Raw genomic sequence first — 22,394 nt, 5'->3', positions numbered from 1 at the left:
GTTAACTGTCAGTAATCAATCAATCAAGAAGGGGAAGAAACATGAAAGATATCTACGTCAAGTTCGGCAGCCCGGCCATCAACGGCGAGTCGCAGGACAAGGACCACAAGGACTGGATCGAAGTCAGCTCGTGGCAGCACAGCATCGTGCAGCCGCGCTCGGCCACCGCGTCGACCGCCGGCGGCCACACCGCCGAGCGCTGCGAGCACGGCGAGATGATCTTCACGAAGGACATGGACGTCGTGAGCCCGCTGCTGTACCAGCACGCGTCGGGCGGCACCACCTTCGACGAAGTCACGGTGCAGTTCTACCGTGCCGACGGCGAAGGCAAGCGCGTGCAGTACATGGAGATCAAGCTCAAGTACGTGCTGATCGCCAGCGTGAACCCGAAGGTCGTGAGCACCGACGTGGCCAGCGTGCCGAGCGAGACCTTCTCGCTGAAGTACGCCGCCGTGCAGTGGAAGTACACGCAGCAGAAGATCGGCGGCAACCAGGGCGGCAACTCGCAAGGCGCCTGGAGCCTCACGAAGAACGACAAGACCTACTCGGTCTGACGCCAGTCGGGCAATGACGACCGCGGCGCAGGCCGCGGTTTCTTTTTGGCGCCGCGCCCCTCGCGCGGTGCCCTGCCCGTTGTCCGACGCGAGAGACAGGGAGTGACCCATGACAGGATTCGAACCGGGCCTGCTCGACAAGCTGTTCGATGACGACTGGCGCGGGCCGGCTTCGCCGGTGCTGCGGCACTTGTCGCTTGACGAGGTCAAGAACGTGGTCGCACGCGATCTCGAATCCCTGCTCAACACGCGCATGGTCTTCGACGACGCCAAGCTCCAGGCCTACCCCGAGTGCCGGCGTTCCGTCATGACCTACGGCCTGAGCGATTTCTCGGGCCTGAGCCTGGCCAGCCACTACGACCGCTCGTTCATCTGCCGCTCGCTGGAGCAGGCGATCGCGCGCCACGAGTCGCGCCTGCGCGATGTCTCGGTGTCGCTCGAGGTCGACGGCCAGGCCAGCACCCACATGCTCTATTTCGGAATCACCGCCCTGCTCGTGCTGCCCGAGCTGGCCGAGCCGGTGAACTTCGACGCCATGCTGCAGCCCACGACGCTGCAGTACTCCATCACCCGCGGCACCGGCAAGAGCCGGTACGCCTAGCGCCACGATCCGCGCACACGACGCACACCATGGACGAGTTGCTGCCCTTCTACGAACGCGAGCTGGCCTTCCTGCGCGGCTACTCGCAGGAGTTCGCCAAGGGCTACCCGAAGATCGCCGCGCGCCTGGCCATCTCGGCCGACGCCAGCGAAGACCCGCACGTCGAACGCATGATCCAGTCGTTCGCGCTGCTCACGGCCCGCATCAGCAAGAAGCTCGACGACGACTACCCCGAGCTCACCGAAGCGCTGCTCGAGGTGATGTACCCGCACTACCTGCGGCCCTTTCCGTCGTGCTCCATCGCGCAGTTCGACGCCGGCGGTGCGGCGCTCGCCAAGCTCAGCAAGCCCGTCACCATCGCGCGCGGCACCGAGCTCACCTCGCAGCCGGTGCGCGGCGGCGCCTGCCGCTTTCGCAGCGTGTACGACGTCACGCTGGCGGCGGTGCAGGTGTCGAACGTGGTTTATCACTCGGTTGTGAATGCGCCCGCGCAGGCCTCGCTGCCGCGCAACGCCACGGGCTGCCTGTCGGTCACGCTCGAGGCCACCGGCGAGCAGAAGTCGCTCGGCACCCTGGCGCTCACGCTGGCGCGCCTGCGCACCTTCATCGACGCCGAGCCCTCGCTGGCCACGGCGCTGGCCGACGCCATCTTCCTGAAGACAGCCGCCGTCTTCGTCGAGCCCGAGCGCAGCGGCAAGTGGACGCTGGTGCAGGGCGAAGCGCTGCACCCCGTCGGCTTCGAGGAGGCCGATGCGCTCATCGAGCTGCCGGCGCGCTCGCACCCGGCCTACCGCCTGCTCAGCGAGTACTTCGCGTTCCCCGAGAAGTTCAACTTCGTCGACATCGACCTGGCGAACGCGCTGCGCCACATCGGCTCGTGCCGCTCGATCACGCTGCACCTCGTGATGACCGGCGTGCGCGCCGACTCGCCCACGGCGCGGCTGCTCGAGGGCGTGTCCAGCCGCAACCTGCGCCTGGGCTGCACGCCCGTCATCAACCTCTTCAAGCAGCGCAGCGACCCGATCCGCGTCACGCACGCCGCGGCCGCCTACCCGGTGGTGGCCGACGCGCGCCGCGCCTTCGGCTTCGAGGTCTACAGCATCGACTCGGTCAAGCTCGTGAAGCAGACCGCCGAGGGCGATGCCTACATCGAGTTCCGGCCCTTCTACTCGCTGCACCACGGCGAGCATCCGAAGGAGGCCGAGCACTACTGGTTTGCGCGGCGCAACGAGCTCGTGGCGCAGCGCAGCCCGGGCTACGAGACCGAGCTCTCGATCGTCGACATCGATTTCCATCCCTCGCTGCCGCAGACCGAAACGCTGAGCATTGACCTCACCTGCACCAACCGCGACCTGCCGCATTCGCTGGCCTTCGGCCTGCCGGGCGGCGACCTCTTCATCGAAGGCAACTCGGTGGCGCGCTCGATCCGCATGCTGCGCCGCCCCACGCAGACGCTGCGCATGCCGCGCGGCAAGGGCGTGCAGTGGCGGCTGGTGTCGCACCTGTCGCTCAACCACCTGTCGCTGGCCACCAGCGGGCTGCCGGCGTTGAAGGAAATGCTGCGGCTGTACGACCTGGGCCGCTCGGCCGTGTCGGCGCGGCAGATCGAGGCCATCACCGCGATCGAGCAGCAGGCCACCACCCAGTGGTTGCCGGGCAAGCCCTTCGCGACCTTCGTGCGCGGCATCGAGCTCAAGCTCACGGTCGACGAGACCGGCTTCGTGGGCAGCAGCCTGCAGGCCTTTGCCCGCGTGATGGACCATTTCTTCGGTCTCTATGTGCACCTGAACAGCTTCACCCAGCTGGTGATCGTTTCGGCGCGCGACAAGGAGGAGCTGGTGCGATGCAAGCCCCGCAGCGGCGAATCGATCCTCCTGTAGCCGAAAGGCTGCTGCGCGAACCCTACCGCTTCGAGTTTTTCCAGGCGGTGCGGCTGATCGAGCTCATGCTGCTCAAGCGGCAGGAGCGCGACGTGCACCAGCGCCTGGTGCCCGGCGAACGCATGGTGCCGCGCTGGGTGCGCTTTCGCAGCTCCACGAGCCTGAACTTCCCGCCCAGCGAGATCGAGGCGCTGGCGGTGCGCGACGCCGTGGGCGAGCTGATGTCGGGCGCGCAGCTGTGCGAGCCGCCACTGCCGCATGAGGACGACCACGGCCTGAGCCGCATCGAGCTCACGCCCGCGTCTTTCGGCATGCTGGGCGTGTCGGGCGCCTTGCCCATCGTCTATACCGAGATGCTGATGCGCCGCGAGCAGCATCTGCGCGACAGCTCGGCGCGCGCCTTTCTCGACGTGTTCAGCAACCGCGCCGCCGCGCTCTTCTATGCGGCCTGGCGCAAGTACCGCCTGCCGCTGCACTACGAGCACGAACGCAGCCGCGCCTACCTGCCGGTGCTGCTGTCGATGGCCGGGCTGGAGCACACGGCGCAGCGCGATCCGCTGACCGACGGCACGGGCACCGTGTTCGACGAAACCGTGGCCGGCTACGCGGCCGCGGTGCGCCACCGGCCGATGTCGGCGGCCTACCTGCAGCGCGTGCTGTCCGACTACTTCCGCAGCCACATCCGCATCGAGCAGTTCCTGGGCAAGTGGTACGACATGCCCGTGCAGCAGCGCTCCAGGCTGGGCGAGGGCAACGTGAGCCTGGGCCAGAACGCGATGGCGGGCGAACGCATCTGGCAGCGCGACCTGCGCATCCGCCTGTGGATCGGCCCGCTCAAGCGCAGCGCGCTGCGCGAGTTCTTTCCGGGCCGCGCGCATGCGAAGGCGCTCGAAAAGATGCTGGCGCTGCTGGCCGGCGTGACCTGCGAATACGAAGTGCGCCTGATCCTGGCGCGCGAAGAAGTCGCCGCCGTGCAGCTCAGCGACAGTGGCGGCAGCCACCTCGGCTGGGACAGCTTCATCACCACCCGCGAGGCCGAGGGCGACCGCAGCGACACGCAGTACGAGCTTCAGCCCCTGCAGTGACCTTTTCAACGAACACGACCGACAGAAGAACACCACCGCTCATGAGCACCTCGCTGAAGACACTGATCACCAAGCTCAACGCCAGCGCCCGCATGGCCACGCAGCGCGCCGCCAACCTGTGCCTGGCCCACGGCCACTACGAGGTCGACCTGGAGCACCTGTTCCTGGCGCTGCTGGAGCAGACCGACAACGACCTCGCGCGCGTGCTGCGCGCCAATCGCATCAGCGCCACCGCGATCCAGTCGGACCTGGAGCGCGAGATCCAGACCTTCAAGAACGGCAACACGCGAACGCCCGTGTTCTCGCAGCACCTGCAGCAGCTGTTCCAGCAGGCATGGCTGCTGGCCTCGCTCGACGCGCACGCGGCACAGATCCGCTCGGGCCACCTGCTGCTCGCGCTGCTCACGCAGCCCGACCTCGCGCAGCTGGCGCAGCGCGGCTCGCCGCTCTTTGCCAAGATCCGCCTCGAAGACCTGAAGCACGACTTCGACAAGCTCACCGACGGCTCGAACGAAGCGGCGGAAGCCGGTGCCTCGGGCGCAGCCGTCGAGGGCGATGCGCAGCAAGCGCCGGCCGACCCGCTGGCCGCGGGCGTGCCGGGCAAGACGCCCGCGCTCGACCAGTTCACCACCAACCTCACGCAGCGCGCGAAAGACGGCGCGCTCGACCCGGTGATCGGCCGCGACACGGAAATCCGCCAGGTCATCGACATCCTGATGCGCCGCCGTCAGAACAACCCCATCCTCACCGGCGAGGCCGGCGTCGGCAAGACGGCGGTGGTCGAAGGGTTGGCGTTGCGCATCGCGGCGCAGGACGTGCCCGAATCGCTGCGCGCCGTGGCGCTGCACACGCTGGACATGGGCCTCTTGCAAGCCGGCGCGAGCGTGAAGGGCGAGTTCGAGAACCGCCTGAAGAACGTGATCGCCGAAGTGAAGAAGAGCCCGCACCCGATCGTGCTGTTCATCGACGAAGCCCACACCATGATCGGCGCGGGCGGCCAGGCCGGACAGAGCGATGCGGCCAACCTGCTCAAGCCCGCGCTCGCGCGTGGCGAGCTGCGCACCATCGCTGCCACCACCTGGGGCGAGTACAAGAAGTACTTCGAGAAGGACGCGGCGCTCGCGCGGCGCTTCCAGGTCGTGAAGGTCGAGGAGCCCAGCGAAACGCTGGCCGCCGCCATGCTGCGCGGCATGGTGCCGCTGATGGAGAAGCACTTCAACATCCGCGTGCTCGACGAAGCCATCACCGAGGCCGTGCGCCTGTCGCACCGCTACATCAGCGGACGCCAGCTGCCCGACAAGGCGGTGAGCGTGCTCGACACCGCGTGCGCGAAAGTCGCGCTCGGCCAGAGCGCAACGCCGGCCTTGATCGAGGAAGCGAACCGCGGCCTCGAACGCATCGAGGCCGAGAGCGCCGCGCTGGTGCGCGACACCGCGGCCGGCGGGCGCCATGAAGCGCGCCTGGCCGAACTCGCGGAAAAGAAGGGCGCGCTGCAGGCCGAGCTCGCCGCGAGCCAGCAGCGCCTGGCCGAAGAGAACGCGCTGGTGGAGCGCATCCGCGCGCTGCGTGCGCAACGCGACGAGTCGGTCGCTCAGCAGCCCGAGGCCGCACCCGCGGTGGCGGAGAAAGCGCCGGCCCGCGCCACCAGCCGCAAGAAAACGGCTGCCACCGCCGACCCCGCGCGCGACGAACTCGACGCCCTGCTCGCCGAACTGCGCGCCCTGCAAGGCACCACGCCGATGGTGCCGCTGCAGGTCGATGGCCACGTCGTCGCCGAGATCGTCTCGGCCTGGACCGGCGTGCCGCTGGGTCGCATGGTCAAGGACGAGATCAAGACCGTGCGCGCCCTCGACACCCTGCTGGCCGAGCGCGTGATCGGCCAGGACCACGCGCTCGCTGCCGTGGCCCAGCGCGTGCGCACCGCGAGCGCGCGCCTGGAAGACCCCAACAAGCCGCGCGGCGTGTTCATGTTCGTCGGCCCCTCGGGCGTGGGCAAGACCGAGACCGCGCTCGCGCTGGCCGACATCCTGTACGGCGGCGAGAAGAAGCTCATCACCATCAACATGAGCGAGTACCAGGAGGCGCACAGCGTCTCGGGCCTGAAGGGCTCGCCGCCCGGCTACGTGGGCTATGGCGAAGGCGGCGTGCTCACCGAGGCCGTGCGCCGCCAGCCCTACAGCGTGGTGCTGCTCGACGAAGTGGAGAAGGCCCACCCCGACGTGCTCGAGATGTTCTTCCAGGTGTTCGACAAGGGCATGATGGACGACGCCGAGGGCCGCGAGATCGACTTCCGCAACACGCTGATCATCCTGACCTCGAACATCGGTTCGTCGCAGATCATGCAGGCGTGCCTCAACAAGGCCGACGACGAGCGCCCCGCGCCCGACGCGCTGGCCGACGCGCTGCGCCCCGTGCTCATGAAGGCCTTCAAGCCGGCCTTCCTGGGCCGCATGAAGGTGGCGCCGTTCTATCCGATCACCGATGCGGTGCTGGAGCAGATCATCGCGCTCAAGCTGGGCCGCATCCGCGACCGCATCGAGACCAACCACAAGGCCGTGTTCGAGTGGGACGACGCGCTGGTCGAGTCCGTTCTGGCGCGCTGCACCGAGGTCGACTCGGGCGCGCGCAACGTCGACCACATCCTCAACGGCACCTTGCTGCCCGAGATCGCCGAGGCCGTGCTCACGCGCATGGCCGACGAGACGCCGCTGGCCAAGATCAAGGCCAGCTGCGGCAAGGGCGGCGAGTTCCGCTACCGGATCACCTAGGCGCAGCCGCCGCGCGTGCCCACGGGAGAACAAAAACAATGACGACGACCTTCACATCGGCCTCGCTCGGCGGGCTCATGCGCGCGGGCACCACGCAGCGCGATCGCCTGCTGGTGCTGCACACACCGCTGGGCGAGAACAAGCTGTTGGCCGAGCGCCTGGACGGCGTGGAGTGCATCGACGGCGGCGGCTTTCGCTTCGAACTCACCGCGCTGAGCGACGACGCGCACATCGAGCTCAAGACCCTCATCGGCCAGGGCGTGCGCCTGGACCTGCAGACTGCGCAAAGCCGCACGGAGCTGCGCCCCTTCCACGGCCATGTGAGCGAGGCCGAGTGCGTGTCGAGCAACGGCGGCATGGCGCGCTACCGGCTCGTCATCGAACCCTGGATGGCCTTCCTGCGGTACCGCCAGGACAGCTGCCTGTTCCAGCACCAGAACGTGTTCGACATCGTCGACGCCGTGTTCGGGCGCTACCAGAGCCAGGGCCAGCTCGCGCCCCAGTGGCGCTGGGAGATCGCCCAGCGCGACATCTATCCCGTGCGCGGCATCACCACGCAGTACCAGGAAAGTGACTTCGACTTCGTCGCGCGGCTGCTGGCGGAAGAGGGCCTGTGCTACTGGTTCGAACACACCACGGGCAAGGACGGTGCACTGGGCAGCCACACCCTCGTTATCGCCGACCACAACGGCGCCTTCCGCGCCAACGCGCAAGCCACCATTCGCTTCCACCGCGCCGATGCCAGCGAGCGCGAGGACACCATCCAGCAGTGGCGCGGCCACCGTCAGCTGCAGACCAACAGCCTCGCGCAGCAGAGCTGGGACTACAAGAGCGTGAACGCACGCCCCGTGCAACAGCAAAGCCGCGCCGCGGGCCAGCGCACCCTGCACTGGAGCGACGACCCCGGCGCCTACGGCTGGGAGACCTCCGCGCAGGGCGAGCGCCTGCTGGCCAACGCCCTGCAGGCGCTGGAGCTGCGCAACAAGCGCTTCGAAGGCCGCAGCGCCGTGCGCACCCTGGCGCCCGCCACCACCTTCACCCTGAACGGGCACGAACAGCACGACAAGGACAGCGAGCAGGACCGCCGCTTCGCCGTGCTCGCCGTGCGCCACATCGCACGCAACAACTTCGACGAAGACCTGAAGACCGGCATCGGCGAGCGGCTGGGCCTGCCGGACATCGCCACCGTGTTCGACAGCGGCAACGGCGACACGACCGCAGACGCCGTCACCCACTACCGCAACGAGTTCACCACCGTGCGCGCGGCCATCCCCTACCGGCCGCTGAGCCTGGACGGCCACGGCCAGCGCATCCACCCCAAGCCCAGCGTGCACGGCAGCCAGAGCGCCATCGTCATCGGCGTGGGCGGCGGTGATGCGCCGGTTCACACCGACCGCGACCACCGCATCAAGGTGCAGTTCCACTGGCAGCGCGGCAGCGCGTCGAGCGCGCGCCAGTCGCGCACCGACGGCCAGGACAACGCGCCCGCCGCCGACCGCCTGGGCGCTTGGGTGCGCGTGGCCGCCAGCGCCGCCGGCGACAACTGGGGCCAGATGAGCCTGCCGCGCGTGGGCCAGGAAGTGCTCGTCGAGTTCCACCACGGCGACATCGACCGCCCCGTGGTCGTTGCTGCGCTGTACAACGGCGCCGGCCAGGTCGACGCCCAGCACAACCAGAAACCCGCAGGCGCCGCCCAGTCCACCGGCAACGCGCCTGCGTGGTTCGCCGGCGAAGGCAAGGGCGCCAGGGAGCACGCGCACAACGCCGTCTTCAGCGGCATCAAGACCCAGGAACTGAGCGCCAGCCAGAGCGGCGACGGGGGCTACAACCAGCTCGTCTTCGACGACACCCCCGGCCAGGGCAGCACCAGCCTGGCCACCACCCAGGCCAGCAGCCGCCTGCACCTGGGCCACCACAAGCAGCAGGACGACAACGCCCGCGGCAAGGGCCGCGGCCACGGCGCCGAACTGGCCACCACCGCGCAAGGCGCCATCCGCGCCGGCGCGGGCCTGCTCGTGAGCGCGTATGCGCAGCCGAACGCCAAGGGCGCGTTCATGGCGAGTCGCGAAGCGCAGCAGCAGACGAAACAGGCGGAAGAGCTCGCCACTTCACTCGCCCAGAGTGCGCAGACGCAGAAGGCGCAGATCAAGGGTGAAGGGGCTCCGGGCGAGCTGCCGGCCATCGCCGCGCTGAAGCATGTGGCTGAAGTGCTGGAGGCGAAGCAGGAGGGCGGTGCTGCGGCATCAAGCAACGGATCGGGCGGCGGCGAGATCAAGGCCATCGAAGGCGGCCACGGCAGCGTCACCGCGTACAGCGAGCCGCACCTGCAGTTCAGCGCGCCCATGGGCATCGGCTTCGTCACGCCGAAGGAAGTGATTGCCGTGAGCGGGCAGCACACCGCCATCGTCGCGAGCCAGGATGTCGACCTGCCCGCGCAAGGGCAGATCGCGGTGAGCGTGGCCAGCGGGGTGAGCCTGTACACGGTGGGCGCGAAGGCCGGAGAAGGCGGCGAGCCGAACCAGGAGCGCGGCATCGCGCTGCATGCGGCCAGCGGCAAGGTGAGCCTTCAGAGCCAGACCGGCGCCACGAAGATCGCGGCGGACAAGAAGGTGACGATCGCCAGCACGGCGAAGGACGTGGCCGTAGAGGCGCCGAAACACGTGCTGCTGACCAGCGCGGGGGCGTACATCAGGCTGGAAGGATCGAGCATCAAGATCCATGCGCCGGGGAAGGTGACGTTCAGGGGGATGCATAACTTCGTGGGGCCGCAAGGGGACAGCAGCAGCAACAGCGTGGGCAAGGCAGAACTCGAAGGATGCGCATTGCGCATGAGCGCGGCATCGGCAAGTGGCGGTGCCGTGGTTGCACGATGAACACAATCGGCAATCTCGGAAATGAAACGCTGCACCGTCTGTCGGCGCGGTTGTTCTCACTTTGCAAGGACCACGGCCATGTCCTTGTTCTGATCGATCGGTTCAATCCTATTCCGGAGGCGCTCGAAGCCTCCATAAAGGAGGCCGCGCTTGACGACGAAGAACGGGCTGAATTGCACGACCCGATCTTCGGAGCCGCTGGGCAGCTAGCCCCGCAATTGCTGCGCCTGACTGTGCGGCACATGACGCTTCTCGACGCGCTGGCCGGTGCCGCCGTGCAAGCGGCGTTGGACCCGGAACAGCCGGACGTCTGTGTGTGCGGATTTCCCGTGACAGCAGTGCAGTCTGTGAGGCTGGTAGCTGCTCATCTCAGTCGCCAGCACAATCCAGTGACGCACGATGGACGCAGGATATTCCTGCGCTTCCAAGACCCGCGTGTTCTTCCTCGCCTGTGGAATGTGTTGGATACAGAGCAGAGAAGTCAGCTGCTCGGCCCTGTCGACCGATGGGTTCTGGTTCGCAGAAACGGTGAAATTGCCGAGTTGCAGGCGTTGGGTCCAAAGGGCGATGGTCGACATGCTCGCCTCTCGCTTTCGGAGCACGCGCTGAACGGTGCACTTCGCATCGAGGCACTGAACCTTGCTGTTCGCTCGCTGCGCATGGGAGGGCACGTAGTCCCTCTCCACGAGGACGAGAAGATTGACCGAGCAATCACACAGGCGCAGCGCACGGGTTTGGGCACGCCCGAAGATCTGGCCGCCTATGCGGCGTTGGCCTGGTTATGGCCGGAAGGGCTCGAAGCCATGAAGGTTCACGCGCAGGTCGTTGCGGGCATCTCCCTGGCACAGCAAGGCTTGCCATTCAAGGAGTACGCCAGAGAGCGCCTCTTGCCAATCATCCAATCGGATTCGAAGTCATGACGTCACCCAAGAAGGACTGCAAATTCTGCGATAAGCAGGGCGTTTGGATCTATCCATTGCGTTACGCCGTGGCTGTGGCAGCCAATCCGGCCAATCTGAATCCTATTCCGGGGGGGCTTCCCGGATCACTCGGACAGAGCGTGACGGACATCGCGCTGGGCGCCAATGCAAGATACACCGTGCGCGTAAGTCGGGGCGGCTGCATCTATGCCTTGGTCGAGCGAAGTGGGATACGGTATTGGCAGGCCTACCTCGTGGTGGAAGACAGCCTTCTCTATCAGTTCGAACCGGAGAGCCCACCCAAGCAACCAGTCGAGTTCAGCTGCGAGCGCACCAGTTGTGGAGTCGGTGCCAGCGTGATCTCTATCGATAAGGTCAACGACGTTTCGGCCGTGTGGTTGATGTTTTCGCCCAGCTTCCTTACCAAAGCCAAGCTCGACGAATACAAGAAGAATGCCGATGAGTACGCGGCCAAGGGAAAGATGCAGGTGTTCGACGTCAAGGCGTGGGCAACGGCGGGAACGATGCAAACGCACATGCTGACGCCGGCGCATCTCAAGACAGATGTTCCTGAATTTATTCTGTATGCGCAAGGCAAGGAAGCGCTGACGAGTCCGCTGGGGCTGGTCATGAAAGAGCAGCTGTTTCCGGCAATCAGCGCCGCATATGCCGGAACGCCTCCCAACCCGGACGGGACAGAGAACGGCTATCTGGGCGTTTTGGCGCGGAGGCTCGCAGCGCAGAAGGCCATGGTGTGCGTGCTCTTCGATCACATCGGGATCACGCAAGAGCTCAACGATTTCCGCAATGCCCCGATGGAGGGAGTCGAGCACTATCTCGCCATGGTCGACAAGTACGGCGCAAGCAATCTGCAGCGCCTACAGGTGTATGAGGCCATCCGCGAAATTGAAAACGGAATGAAGACGGGGGTGGTCACCAGCACCCAGAAATTTCAGGATGACCACCGGCAGTGGAGCGACGGCCGGATGAATCAGCAGCTGGAGTTCGCCAAGCGATTGCGTATGGAAGGGCGGGTCGAGGATGCAGTGTCCATTGAGAAAGACGTGGAAAGCAAACGTGCGGTTCGCGAGCTGAACTACAACCAGCATCTCGAGGCAGCCCGAAGGGATGCCCAGGAAAAATGGGAGAAAGACTATGCGAATCGCCTCGATCTCAATGAAATGTCGCTGTTCGACCGAACACTAAAAAGGCACACGCAGGCGGCGTCTGATGCAGCCGTTGCGCGAGCAGGCGATCACCTGAAATGGTTCGAAGCGGATCGCTTGGTGAGTGCATTCGACATGTTCGATCCAGTGAATTCACCGTCGGGCTACGACTTCGCCGTTCAATCGGCCATCTGTACCTTGGGGCTCTCCGGGTGCAAGGTGGGCGAGGACAAGATAGATGCGTGGTTGAAGGCATCGTCGGTCGAACGCAAGAACCTGTACTCGCGTGGGATTTACTACAACCAGGACACGTTAATCGCCGAAGTGACGACTGCGAACCAGAAGATCAAGGATGCTGTCGGTCAGGTCGACTATGCCTCGGCCTTGACGACGGCGGTCATGCTCAAGGCAACCAAGGGCTTGGTTGACGGCTTCAAGAAAGTGGATTCGGCCTTCGACGAATGGGCGCGAAATCAGGGGCAAGACTTTTCAAAGAAATGGGTCAAGAGCCTGGAAATCGTGCTCTATCACAAGGCCTCTGATATGACCCGTGCGGTATTTCGTGCAGGTCTCGGAGGTGTTTTCGATAAGGGGTTGACCGCTGTCTTGAGTGGACAGCTGTACGCGCGTCTGCGTGCGACCGTTGGAACGTTGGCGTACGAAGAATTGATGCTCTCAATTCCGAAGGAAAAGATTGCGGCAAATGCGAAAGCTCGAGCGCAGCGCCGTGCCGAGGGACGGCGGTCCGACAAGGCCGCAGCGGGCGCGGCCAAAGTCGCGAGCCAGGTGGACGATTCCTTGGAGGTACTGGTGGCTGACGCGCAGGAGAAAGCGCGTGCCAAGGTACAGCTCTCGTTGAAAGAGGTTGAGGGCAACAAGAGCCTGCCGACCAACAACTACCATCAGGCACGCATCGGCGTATTGCTGGGGTGCATCGAGATGATTGCCCTGGGCGAGAAGCTCACACACTTTGAGTTTGGAACAAAGGGGTACTTGGAGGTCGGAGGCTCCGCGATGGCAGTGGGAAGCATCGTGCTCGATACGTACTACTCCAGTGCAAAGTCGATTCGAGAGATCAAGCCCTACAGCTCGATCAGCGCCATCAACAAGGGCGCAGATATCGTGCGGGGTGGGTTCAAGTTGGGGGCTGGTGTACTGGGCTTTGGCGCAGGGCTCTGTAGTGCGTCCCTTGACTGGATGAAGTTCACACAAGAACGCAACACTACGTTGGCAACGATCTATGCCCTTCGTGCGGTAACCGGACTGGTAAGCGCTGGATTGACGATCGCCGCTGCGTTCTCGTATGCCAAGCCGCTGCTCGGTCATATGGCGAAAGGGTACGCGACACACTCGGTTCGATACCGGGTTCTCTTGGCGGCTGGCGAGCTTGCTGGAAGGTGGGCATTGCGCGTTCGCCTCTTGGTGTGGGTTGCCCGGTTCAATCTCATCGGATTGACATTGACGGGCATAGAAATCGGGTACCTGCTTCTGAGGGATGACGATCTTCAAAATTGGTGTGAGAAATGCGTTTTTAGAAAAGAGAAGGTTTCACAGAACTGGCTGGGTCGTCAGGTCACGGAGGACTACTTCACAGAAGGATCGGTGCAAGAACTGACCGAGCTTGAGAAAGCCGCGCAGGCCGTTGGAGTCGGAGGTTGACTGTGGAAAGGAGCAATCAAACAGGCAATGGCGTTGAATCGGGCATGTTCACCCTTGAAGGGGTCATTCGCGAGCTTCATGTTGAGGAAGGTCGAGAAAACCTTCTGCAGCAAATTGACAAGCATTACCGAGGGAAAGGTGCTGTCACGGGGGCTGCTGCAGTAGCTGGAGACTTGTTCGGGCAGACCGCAAATGCGGCGATGCTTGCAATGTATGACGGGGAAAACACGCAGAACTTCGCTTGCCTAGTGGACGGGCAAGTCGTTTGTGGTCAGTTTGCTGGGGCTCAGCTACTGAAAGAGGGCCACAGAGTGCGGATTGCCGGCGAGCGGAGTGGTGATGTGGTTGTTGCCCGCGGCATCCTGGACGAGAAACAGGGATTGGTATGGGTCGGCCATGCTTGGGGGGGCGCGGCTGAAGTTGCTGCAAATTGGAAGATTGCTGCATGGTGCTTTGGCTTCGCTTACATAGGGTTAACGATCTTCAGCTGGCTTGGTGGGACGGGGCATCGGAGTTTCCTGGAGGTTCAAGTGTGGATCGTTCTATCCAGTGCCTTCTTGTGTCTTGGCGTCGCATTTTGGGCGAACAAGGACATGCAGATACTTGCGACGCCATCAACAGAGATCTTCCGAATCCTCGGGTTTTCAACGCCAGAGAAGGTCAATCTCAACAAATATCAGCTTTCGCTTGTTGAGTCGCGAAAGCGCATGCAGCTGATTTCTTCCAAACGAAAAGAGTTACGCGAAGGGACATTCACGCTTCCACCCGAACCACTCATTTTGAGCATGGGCTCCGAGCAACTTAGGAATACACATGACTACAAGCAAGCCATTGAGGATGGCAAGCTGTCAATGGCATCGGATGGGGCATGAAATTCGCGAGCGGGGATTTTCCTTTTGCCGTTGCCAGGAAGCCGCATGTGAAGGAGCGGCCGTCACATTCCGACTTTCTATGAGCCGCCTGGAATACAACGTGTTGCTGCGCAAGGCCATTGCCAATGCCAGTTCTTTGAGTGAAAAGCTCGTGCCAGCGATGTGGGAGCATATTCGCCGTTTCATGGAAGAGGGTGGCCCACATCTTCCACAGCCCTTCGAACCGTTAGCCAATTTAGAAGCCCCCCTCGATTGGTGGCACAGCGTGGGTGCCACCGGCCCTTTCGGCGCTGGTTATATGAAGCGTTGGGACGAACAGCCTGGCTACATGTGGTTCATGCATTTGGCACTGCCGGTGACCTTGCCGATGTTCTTGCTGTGGGGAACGGGCAACTGGTTGAGCTACAAGACTGCTGTCAAGGTGGACTGGCCGGCAGAGGTGAAGCAAGTGATTGGCGTGGCAAGTGCTAGCCGGCCCTGTTAACCGCGACTATGTGGTCAATCAAATCTTGACTTCTCAATGAGCCGATCCGAATACAACGTCTTACTGCCAAGCTGGGAAGGGCAGGAAACTAAATTCGAAATCAGCAATGCACTGGGTGCTTTGCTGAACGGACGAATCTCGCGCGTTGCGCCAGAGGACAAAAAGCAACCAGTGCACGAGAGTGCGAGCACCTGCGATTCGCTGCTTGCGGTGCACCCGGATGCGATTCAGATCGGGGCGCCAATGGGTACGGGGGAGGTGATCGGGACGGGAAATACCTACATTCTCTTTTCGGTGGGACTTATGGGCTTGGGGGGATGGATGACACCAAGAGGTGCTGATGTCTTGGGCTGGGCGCTGAGCGCGGCAATGTTCTTGCTTGGTTTTTATGCGTTTTCTTTTGCCCTTCGCATGTCTCACCTTGCTCCCCGAGATATCCCCATCGTCTTCAACCGCAAGACCCGAGAAGTCAGCATCTGCGTGCAGGGGCGCTTGCGCTTCTGGCGCTTCTGGGAGCGCGTGGGCATCGACAAAGTGATCACCACCTCGTGGGACGATTTGCAGGCCCGCAGCTACAAGATCATGCAACTCACTGGCGAGGCGGCCCGCGACACCCATGTGCTACGCCTGCTGTGGGGCGAGGCCCGGAACCCGCGCAAGCTGGAAGGCATTGCCTTGATCGGCTATCTCGGTTGGTACGAAGACGCTGCACTCTGGCGTCTGTGGGAACACATCCGGCGCTACATGGAAGAGGGCGGCCCGGCCATCCAACCGGGCGAGACCTTGCGCACCAGCGGTGCGGGCAAGCTGCCCGAGTTGCCGCCGCAGGTCATTGCAGCGGCCGGCGGGCCGGCGTTGAGTGTGGAAGAGATTGTCCGGCTGGTGGGTCCGGCCGGTGTGGCCGGTGCGCTGCACAGCCGTTCTTTTGCCCTATGAAGCGATTCGCTCTACTTGCCGCAGTTGCTGTTGCAGTCCTCATCGCATCGGCTGTGGCGTACCGCGGCTATCGGGTGAACACGAGCACTTCCGACACTTCAACCGCGGTATCGAGCGACGAGAGCCGGGCCCAGGGAAGGCTGTTGGCGAAGCTTCGTTTCGATGCACCGTCTTTTGGCGATTGCTCGGTCCATGACGCGTGGCTGGAAAAGTCCTCCACGTTCGTGACACGCAACTGGTTCGGAATCCGTCTTGGAAATGAAACCATTCCTACAGCCGCCATCCATGTGGTCCTCAACATTCCCAAGGACCCATTCCAGTCTGCGGAAAGCTTGAGCTTCGACGAGACGAATCCGACCGCCTCCGACTTGGGGCTGACAGGCTCGTTCACTCAGACCGTCACGATCAATGCAAGGCGCTACTGGCTGTTCGGATCGAACACCGTGTTTCCGCCGCCTGCGGTCATGACATTCAGCTGTGGCACAGCAAACGCACATGCAACGTTGGCGAACTAGGATTTTTTCGGTCCACGCGATGTCGATCGGCCAGCCCCTGAACCGACAGGGCGGGAAGATCGCGCGCGGCCATGCATCGAACGAAGACCGGCACGACCGGCACTGACACCAGGGAGGTGGATATCCATGTCATCAGACACATCAAGCAGCTTCATGCCGACGCCATGGAAGCTCGAAGGCCTGAATGTCGCACGGCTCTCGGAGCAGGCGCGGCTCATCAAGCTGCAGCTGCCCACGTCGGCGCCGCAGAACGCCGTCGTCGTCGAGCGCTTCACCGGCACCGAAGGCCTCAACGAGCTCTTCGAGTTCACCATCGACACCCTCGCCACCTCGAGCGAGTTCGACCCGTTCGCGCTGATCGGCGAAGAGTTGAGCCTGCGCCTGCTGTTGGCCAACGGCAGCTTTCGCACTTGGCACGGTTACCTCACGGCCGTCGATGCGCTGGGCGGTGACGGCGGCCTGGCGCGCTACCGGCTGCACCTGCAACCCTGGCTCGCCGCGCTCGGCCTGCGCCGCGACAGCTTCGTGTACGCCGCCAAGCACGTGCAGGACATCGTCAGTGAAGTGTTCGCCGACCACACGACCGCCAGCTTCAGCTTCGAAGTCACGCAGGAGATGCCCGTGCGGCCCACCTGCGTGCAGTACCGCGAGTCGGACCTGGCCTTCGTGCTGCGCCTGCTGGCGGAAGAGGGCCTGAGCTTTCGCTTCGAGCATGAGCAGCAACAGTCGACCGGTGGCGGGAGTGGCAACACCACGCCCTCGCACCACCGCCTGGTGATCTTCGACCGCGCGGCAACCCCGCCCGACTGCGCCCTTTCTCAGATTCGCTTCCACCGCGCCGACGCCACCGAAGCGACCGACGCCATCACCGCCTGGAGCAGCCGGCGCCAGGCCACCACCAACGCCGTCATGCGCAACGCCTGGGACGCCAGCGTGTTGCAGGCCCCCACCGGCGCGGTGCAGAGCGCGCTGGCCATGGGTGACGTGCCCGTGCTGGAGCACTACGACGGCACCGGCGCGCAGCGCTACGCCGACAGCGCCACCGCCGCCCGCCGCGCCGAACAACAGCTGGTGGCCTTCGAATCGCGCATCAAGCGCTACGGCGCCGCAGGCAGCGTGCGACAGCTCGGTGCCGGCGAGCGCTTCACGCTCACGCAGCACGACCGCTACGACGGCCGCAAATTCCTCGCACTGCGCGTGCGCCACGAAGCGGCCAACAACTTAGGTGCACAGGCCGCGCAGGTGCTCGAAGCCGGCGAACTCGAGAAGGGCAGCTACCGCAACAGCTTCGAGGCGCAGCCGGCCGAGGCGCAGGTCGTGCCGCTGTGGCGCCCCAAGCCCACAGCCCCCGAGGCCATGGTCGCGCTCGTGGTCGGCGGCGATGACGACGAGGCACCGACGGCTGTCCACACCCAGCGCGACCATCGTGTGCAGGTGCGTTTCCATTGGCAGGCCCAGCGTGCGGGCCAGCAGCAGTCGACGGGCAACGGACAAGGCAGCCTGGTCGCTGCCGGTCGCCACGCCAGCAACCGCCAGTCCGTCTGGCTGCGCGTGGCTGCGCCCGTTGCCGGCCCGAACTGGGGCGCACATCACCTGCCGCGCGTGGGTTCTGAAGTGCTCGTGTCCTTCATCGAAGGCGACATCGACCGACCGGTAGTCGCCCAGCAGCTCTACAACGGACAGGACCTGCCGCCCTGGTCCGCCGGCACCGATTCATCGGCCAACCACGCCGGCGTGCTCTCGGGCTGGCACAGCCGCGCGCTCGACGGCAGCGGCTACAACCAGTGGATCGCCGACGATGCGCCCGGACAGGTGCGCACCCGCCTGGCCAGCTCGCACGCCGCGAGCCAGCTGAACCTGGGCCACCTCAACGCCCAGTCACCCGACGAGAGCAGCCGCGGCGCCTGGCGCGGCAGCGGCGCCGAGCTGCGCTCCGACGCCTGGGTCGCCACGCGCGCCGGCGAGGGCTTGCTGATCTCCACGCTGGCCCAGGAGCGTGCGGCGGGCAGCGTGCAGGACACCACCAGCGTGCGCGGCCAGCTTGCGGGCGCGCTGCGCGAGGCGCAGAAGCTGTCCGATGCGGCCGGCGGCGCCAAGGCGCTGGCGTTGAGCGCCACGGCGCTGCTGCAGCCGCTCATCGACGACATCGATCCGCAGAAGAGCGGGCACTATCCCGGCAACGTCAACGGACAGGACGCGCGCGAACCGAAGGGTGGAGAGGGCGCAGGCTCACGCGAAGGGCAAGACCCCGTGCCCGCCTTCGCCCGACCGCTCATGGTGCTCGATGCGGCCATGAGCCTGAACATGGCCACGCCCGCCAGCGCGACTGTGTACGCGGGCGAGGCGATCCACTGGACTGCGCAGGCGCAGGCCCACATCGCAGCGGGCAAGACCGTGAGCTTTGCGGCCGCCAAATCCGTGGGGCTGTACAGCCACAAGGGCGGCATCCAGGTCATCGCGCAAGACGGGCCGGTGAGCGTGCAGGCGCACACCGACGAACTCGAATGGCTGGCCAAGGAAGGCTTCACAGTCACCAGCAGCAATGACGAGATCCATGTGCTGGCGCAGAAGAAGATCACGCTCAAGGGTGGGCAGACGAGCATCGAGCTGGATGGGATGAACATCACCTTGAAGATGCCAGGGCTGCTGGACATCAAGGGGACGACCAAGAGCTTCGTGGGCCCGGGAGGAAAGCCCGCAAAGTTGCCGGCACTGCCCACGGGCATAGCGGTGTTCGAAGAGCCACCGAATGTCACACCACCGCCCCGCAAGTTCAAGTTTTCGGTTTAGGCGAGCACGCGATGATCATCAGCCCACCCTTTCTGTCTCAGCCGGACATCCCCGTCTACAGCGAACAGTGCGTCAGCGACGTGATGCCCGGCGGTATCGTCGGCAGCGGCGCATTTCCCGTCAGCCAGGCAATGGCCTGGCATGGCGGCATCCACATCAACGCCCCCACGGCCGACGAACCGGTGCGCGCCATCGCCGATGGCACCGTGATCTTCCGGCGCGATGGCGGCACCGCCCGCTATGACGCGCAAGACCATTCGACGGGATGTGTCGTGATTCGCCACAAGACCGAGATCGGCGCCAACGACGCCACCGCAGTTGAAGTTGTCTACTACTCCATCTATCAGCACCTGCGCCTGCTCGATGCCAATCTGCCGGCCGTCAATCAGATCGTCTACCGCAAGGACAAGCTGGGACTGGCCGGCACCATCTATGGCCGCGCCAACTGCATCCACCTGGAGATTGTTGCTGGTGATGCCGATACTCGGAGCCTTGTGGGGCGCAACACTGGCGATCTGCCGCTCACCAGTGACGGTCGCGCCGACGCGGTGTACGGTGAGGTCTATGTGCTGGTGCCTGCCAAGACCCCGTACTACAGCGCACAACCAACCGGCGCGACCCTGCCCGCGGCGGCAGGTGACAGCGGCGGTGCCGATCTGATCGTTGGCATCAAGTACGAAGTCGCCAACGCCACGCTGACCACCTACCAACTAACAGGCGAGGTCCTCAGTGCGGCCATCGTGGAAACCGACGCTGAGTACAACCTCTATACCGAAGCGAACACGCGTCACGGGCGCCTCAGCGCAAACGCCCAAGCCACCAGCAGCCCCAGCGGCTGGTACGAACTGCTGCGTTTCGGTCGCAAGCTGGGCAGCGACCCACTGCCCAACGATGCGGCCCATTGGCGCAAGGTCGTTGTCCCCGGACAGCCCGGGGGCGTCTGGCTCGACCTGAATGCCAGCAACACCAGGAAATTCAGTGATGCCGACTTCCCCCACTGGTCAGACTGGAAGCTCATTGACGACGATACCCAGGACGACAACAGCCAGTGCAACTCGGCCCTGATCGACGCCATGCTGGCCCCAGCGGCCCAGCCCGCGGCACCACCCAGTAGCCCCCCGAACATGACCAGCCCTTCCGTGCCAGCACCGCAGGCGCCGGAAGGCGCTGCAACCACGCCAGAGCAAAAGGCGGCCAACCGAAAGCAGAACTTGTGCAAACCCGCTGTTCAAGCGAAGTTGGCCAAAACGGTCTGCAAGTTCCCCACGGAGTGGGCCAAGGACGAGGTGCGCAAGCGCTGGGCGTGGACACGCGACAAGGGCAACCCCTACATGCCGTACCCGTTGGAGGACGAGACGGACTTCACGGAAATGACTGACTTTGCGCAAAAGCTTTGCTTCTGGGAGGAGCTTCCCGCCGAAGACAAGGCGCGCCTGACGATCAAGCACTGGCACTTTCACCCGAGGGAGTTCATCAAACACTTCAGGAAATGCGGGTGGCTGAGCAAAGATGATGTTGTGAGGTTGGTTCGAAACGTGGACAAACTCTTGATAGCTCGATCAACCATTGTTTCCTATCTGGAAACTTCTTTGTCAATCACCGCAAAAGGCGGACGGCCGCAAGGCCTGCATGTTCCACTTCAGAAAATGATGCGAAAGTACGGGCTTGCTTCATCATTGCGCTCAGCTCATCTTTTCGGTCAATTGATTGAAGAGACTGGCAGGCTCGAGTCGATGATCGAAAAAGGTGGGGCGTCGTACTTTGATAAATATGAGCCAGGAACTGATCAGGGTGCAAAGCTGGGGAACACGGACGTTGGAGATGGCGTAAGGTTCAAAGGCCGTGGAATCATTCAAATTACAGGTCGATCGAATTATGAGAATTACGGAAGATTCAAGGGCGACTCAAATCTTTACGTAACGGATGCTGGCTCTTCGTCGCTTGCGACGGACGCAAGCCTGACTTGTGATGCCAGTGGGTATTATTGGATTTCAAAGCAAAGATACTCCATAGGAAAAAACAAGAAGCTCGTTCCAATGGGGAAGCTGGGAATAAGTTACTGGGCAGATCAAGGCGCGGAGGAAGATGACGCGAGGCAAGTGACGAAATGCATAAATCCGGCTCAATACCATTTTTCCGAGCTTCGGTGGCCAGGTTTTTTGCATGCATGGCATGCCGTTAATGATTCGCCTAACGCCCCCAATGATTTCAAGAGGATCAAATGAAGAAATTTCTTCGGATCTTTTGTTTTATTCCCCTGATCTTTGTTTTTTCTGTATGCCTTCATGCTGGTGAAGCTGAGAGTTTCAATCTATGCAACTCAATAAAATTCAAAACTTACGGATTTAGTTTGGAGCAGTTGAAATCCTCTTCCGATGAGGGAGCGTGTCAAAAATGGAAAAGCGCCGAAGCAAAAGTTTTGGTCGTAAGACTGGAGAGAGACAATGAGAGGAGCGAGCAGAGGACTCAGAAAGAAAAGAAGCCTTATTTGTACGTGAGGAAGGATCGAACAACTCCCCCAGGGCCAATTTTTGATTTTGTAAAATACGAGGCTTCTAGAGGTAGGTATTTTTTTGATGAAAGTAAATTTTTGCAAGCAGTCAATGAGTGGCCGGTATATCAGCAGAGAGCTGCGAAAATAGTGCAGGAGTCTGGAGGGGTGATAAATCCGGATGCAAGCGTTCAGCACTGGAAGAATAATTCGGGGGATTTTTTGGTGTGCACGATAGTTTATCGGAGTCAAAAAAATGAACCTCAATTCATGGAGCGGCACTTCTCCTTCTTTAAAAAGAATAAAATTTCTGCAGCCTATAGTTCCGTTCTATTGAGGGTCGACGACAGTGTGGCAATCGAAGAGGTCGACGCTGTTGAAAAACTGTTTCGGTCTATCGAACTGGTGCAATAGACGACTTCGGATGGAGGAGCGTTTTTGGCTGAGGTGCCAACAACCCTGGGTGCAGGCGATGTTGGTCTTGCAGCCTGGGCCTATGACACCACGCTCGTGCGCGTGGGTGACTCGGGTCACACCAAAACGCAGGCTCCCCGCAGGCGAGTTCGCACTTGCACCTGCAGAGGGCAACGCATCGCACTCGCGCATCTCGCCAATCAGAGCAAAGCGAAGAAAAGTGCACTGGACCGGCATGAAGTAGGAGCTCGCCCCTCGGGCTGGACCGATGCCTGTGGTGATTCGCAATGGCGCTTACGCGCGTGGTCCGGCAACATCGCAAGCCAGTCCGCAGCTGCTCAGAAAATTCGGATGCTGCGAGGCAGCTGCGCTGCCCGGCAGCGGAA

At 63.2% G+C, this 22,394-nt stretch carries 15 protein-coding genes; all 15 read left to right on the top strand.

Annotation, left to right across the window (positions count from 1 at the left end; genetic code table 11):
• Positions 1 to 41: 41 nt before the first annotated feature.
• The 15 genes from AC1RGU_RS28185 (at position 42) to AC1RGU_RS28115 (ending at position 22,008) form a co-directional block, all read left to right on the top strand.
• The gene (locus AC1RGU_RS28185) at positions 42 to 554 is read left to right on the top strand and encodes an Hcp family type VI secretion system effector (RefSeq protein ID WP_062474768.1); all 513 of its coding nucleotides are present in this window, start codon (positions 42 to 44) and stop codon (positions 552 to 554) included.
• Positions 555 to 663: 109 nt separating this feature from the next.
• A complete protein-coding gene (tssE, locus tag AC1RGU_RS28180; protein ID WP_062474770.1) occupies positions 664 to 1,155 on the top strand; it encodes a type VI secretion system baseplate subunit TssE in 492 nt (163 codons plus the stop codon).
• A 29-nt stretch (positions 1,156 to 1,184) separates the two neighbouring features.
• Complete coding sequence (gene tssF / locus AC1RGU_RS28175; protein WP_492699521.1) at positions 1,185 to 3,035, top strand: type VI secretion system baseplate subunit TssF; 1,851 nt, start codon at positions 1,185 to 1,187, stop codon at positions 3,033 to 3,035.
• Entirely contained in the window at positions 2,999 to 4,120 is a 1,122-nt protein-coding gene (gene tssG, locus AC1RGU_RS28170) for a type VI secretion system baseplate subunit TssG (protein ID WP_159274859.1), read from the top strand. Before tssF ends, tssG begins: the two co-directional genes overlap by 37 nt.
• 41 nt (positions 4,121 to 4,161) lie before the next feature.
• Entirely contained in the window at positions 4,162 to 6,888 is a 2,727-nt protein-coding gene (tssH, locus tag AC1RGU_RS28165) for a type VI secretion system ATPase TssH (protein ID WP_492699519.1), read from the top strand.
• 38 nt (positions 6,889 to 6,926) lie between these two features.
• Positions 6,927 to 9,761, top strand: coding sequence for a type VI secretion system Vgr family protein (locus AC1RGU_RS28160; protein WP_492699517.1), 2,835 nt, complete (start codon positions 6,927 to 6,929; stop codon positions 9,759 to 9,761).
• Entirely contained in the window at positions 9,758 to 10,681 is a 924-nt protein-coding gene (locus AC1RGU_RS28155) for a DUF4123 domain-containing protein (RefSeq protein WP_492699515.1), read from the top strand. Before AC1RGU_RS28160 ends, AC1RGU_RS28155 begins: the two co-directional genes overlap by 4 nt.
• Positions 10,678 to 13,506, top strand: coding sequence for a T6SS effector BTH_I2691 family protein (locus AC1RGU_RS28150; protein ID WP_492699513.1), 2,829 nt, complete (start codon positions 10,678 to 10,680; stop codon positions 13,504 to 13,506). Before AC1RGU_RS28155 ends, AC1RGU_RS28150 begins: the two co-directional genes overlap by 4 nt.
• A gap of 44 nt (positions 13,507 to 13,550) precedes the next feature.
• Complete coding sequence (locus AC1RGU_RS28145; protein ID WP_492699511.1) at positions 13,551 to 14,378, top strand: hypothetical protein; 828 nt, start codon at positions 13,551 to 13,553, stop codon at positions 14,376 to 14,378.
• Positions 14,320 to 14,862, top strand: coding sequence for a DUF6708 domain-containing protein (locus tag AC1RGU_RS28140; protein ID WP_492699509.1), 543 nt, complete (start codon positions 14,320 to 14,322; stop codon positions 14,860 to 14,862). The genes AC1RGU_RS28145 and AC1RGU_RS28140 overlap by 59 nt, the downstream gene beginning before the upstream one ends.
• A gap of 36 nt (positions 14,863 to 14,898) precedes the next feature.
• Entirely contained in the window at positions 14,899 to 15,798 is a 900-nt protein-coding gene (locus tag AC1RGU_RS28135; protein ID WP_492699507.1) for a DUF6708 domain-containing protein, read from the top strand.
• Positions 15,795 to 16,313, top strand: a complete 519-nt coding sequence (locus AC1RGU_RS28130; protein ID WP_492699505.1) for a hypothetical protein — start codon at positions 15,795 to 15,797, stop codon at positions 16,311 to 16,313. The genes AC1RGU_RS28135 and AC1RGU_RS28130 overlap by 4 nt, the downstream gene beginning before the upstream one ends.
• Before the next feature lie 153 nt (positions 16,314 to 16,466).
• Complete coding sequence (locus AC1RGU_RS28125; protein ID WP_492699503.1) at positions 16,467 to 19,103, top strand: type VI secretion system Vgr family protein; 2,637 nt, start codon at positions 16,467 to 16,469, stop codon at positions 19,101 to 19,103.
• Between the two features lie 11 nt (positions 19,104 to 19,114).
• A complete protein-coding gene (locus tag AC1RGU_RS28120; RefSeq protein WP_492699501.1) occupies positions 19,115 to 21,328 on the top strand; it encodes a hypothetical protein in 2,214 nt (737 codons plus the stop codon).
• Positions 21,325 to 22,008: a hypothetical protein gene (locus tag AC1RGU_RS28115; protein WP_492699499.1), complete on the top strand. Its 684-nt coding sequence runs from the start codon at positions 21,325 to 21,327 to the stop codon at positions 22,006 to 22,008. Before AC1RGU_RS28120 ends, AC1RGU_RS28115 begins: the two co-directional genes overlap by 4 nt.
• The last annotated feature ends 386 nt before the right edge of the window (positions 22,009 to 22,394 follow it).

It is taken from the genome of Variovorax sp. GW823-FHT02B07 (assembly GCF_058797695.1).
Note: the sequence above shows the minus strand (reverse complement) of the source record. Positions and strands in the feature narration are given on the sequence as shown.

Coding starts and splice junctions, on each gene's coding strand:
- AC1RGU_RS28185 (WP_062474768.1), top strand. CDS start 42: ATGAAAGATATCTACGTCAAGTTCGGCAGCCCGGCCATCAACGGCGAG.
- tssE (WP_062474770.1), top strand. CDS start 664: ATGACAGGATTCGAACCGGGCCTGCTCGACAAGCTGTTCGATGACGAC.
- tssF (WP_492699521.1), top strand. CDS start 1,185: ATGGACGAGTTGCTGCCCTTCTACGAACGCGAGCTGGCCTTCCTGCGC.
- tssG (WP_159274859.1), top strand. CDS start 2,999: ATGCAAGCCCCGCAGCGGCGAATCGATCCTCCTGTAGCCGAAAGGCTG.
- tssH (WP_492699519.1), top strand. CDS start 4,162: ATGAGCACCTCGCTGAAGACACTGATCACCAAGCTCAACGCCAGCGCC.
- AC1RGU_RS28160 (WP_492699517.1), top strand. CDS start 6,927: ATGACGACGACCTTCACATCGGCCTCGCTCGGCGGGCTCATGCGCGCG.
- AC1RGU_RS28155 (WP_492699515.1), top strand. CDS start 9,758: ATGAACACAATCGGCAATCTCGGAAATGAAACGCTGCACCGTCTGTCG.
- AC1RGU_RS28150 (WP_492699513.1), top strand. CDS start 10,678: ATGACGTCACCCAAGAAGGACTGCAAATTCTGCGATAAGCAGGGCGTT.
- AC1RGU_RS28145 (WP_492699511.1), top strand. CDS start 13,551: ATGTTCACCCTTGAAGGGGTCATTCGCGAGCTTCATGTTGAGGAAGGT.
- AC1RGU_RS28140 (WP_492699509.1), top strand. CDS start 14,320: ATGACTACAAGCAAGCCATTGAGGATGGCAAGCTGTCAATGGCATCGG.
- AC1RGU_RS28135 (WP_492699507.1), top strand. CDS start 14,899: ATGAGCCGATCCGAATACAACGTCTTACTGCCAAGCTGGGAAGGGCAG.
- AC1RGU_RS28130 (WP_492699505.1), top strand. CDS start 15,795: ATGAAGCGATTCGCTCTACTTGCCGCAGTTGCTGTTGCAGTCCTCATC.
- AC1RGU_RS28125 (WP_492699503.1), top strand. CDS start 16,467: ATGCCGACGCCATGGAAGCTCGAAGGCCTGAATGTCGCACGGCTCTCG.
- AC1RGU_RS28120 (WP_492699501.1), top strand. CDS start 19,115: ATGATCATCAGCCCACCCTTTCTGTCTCAGCCGGACATCCCCGTCTAC.
- AC1RGU_RS28115 (WP_492699499.1), top strand. CDS start 21,325: ATGAAGAAATTTCTTCGGATCTTTTGTTTTATTCCCCTGATCTTTGTT.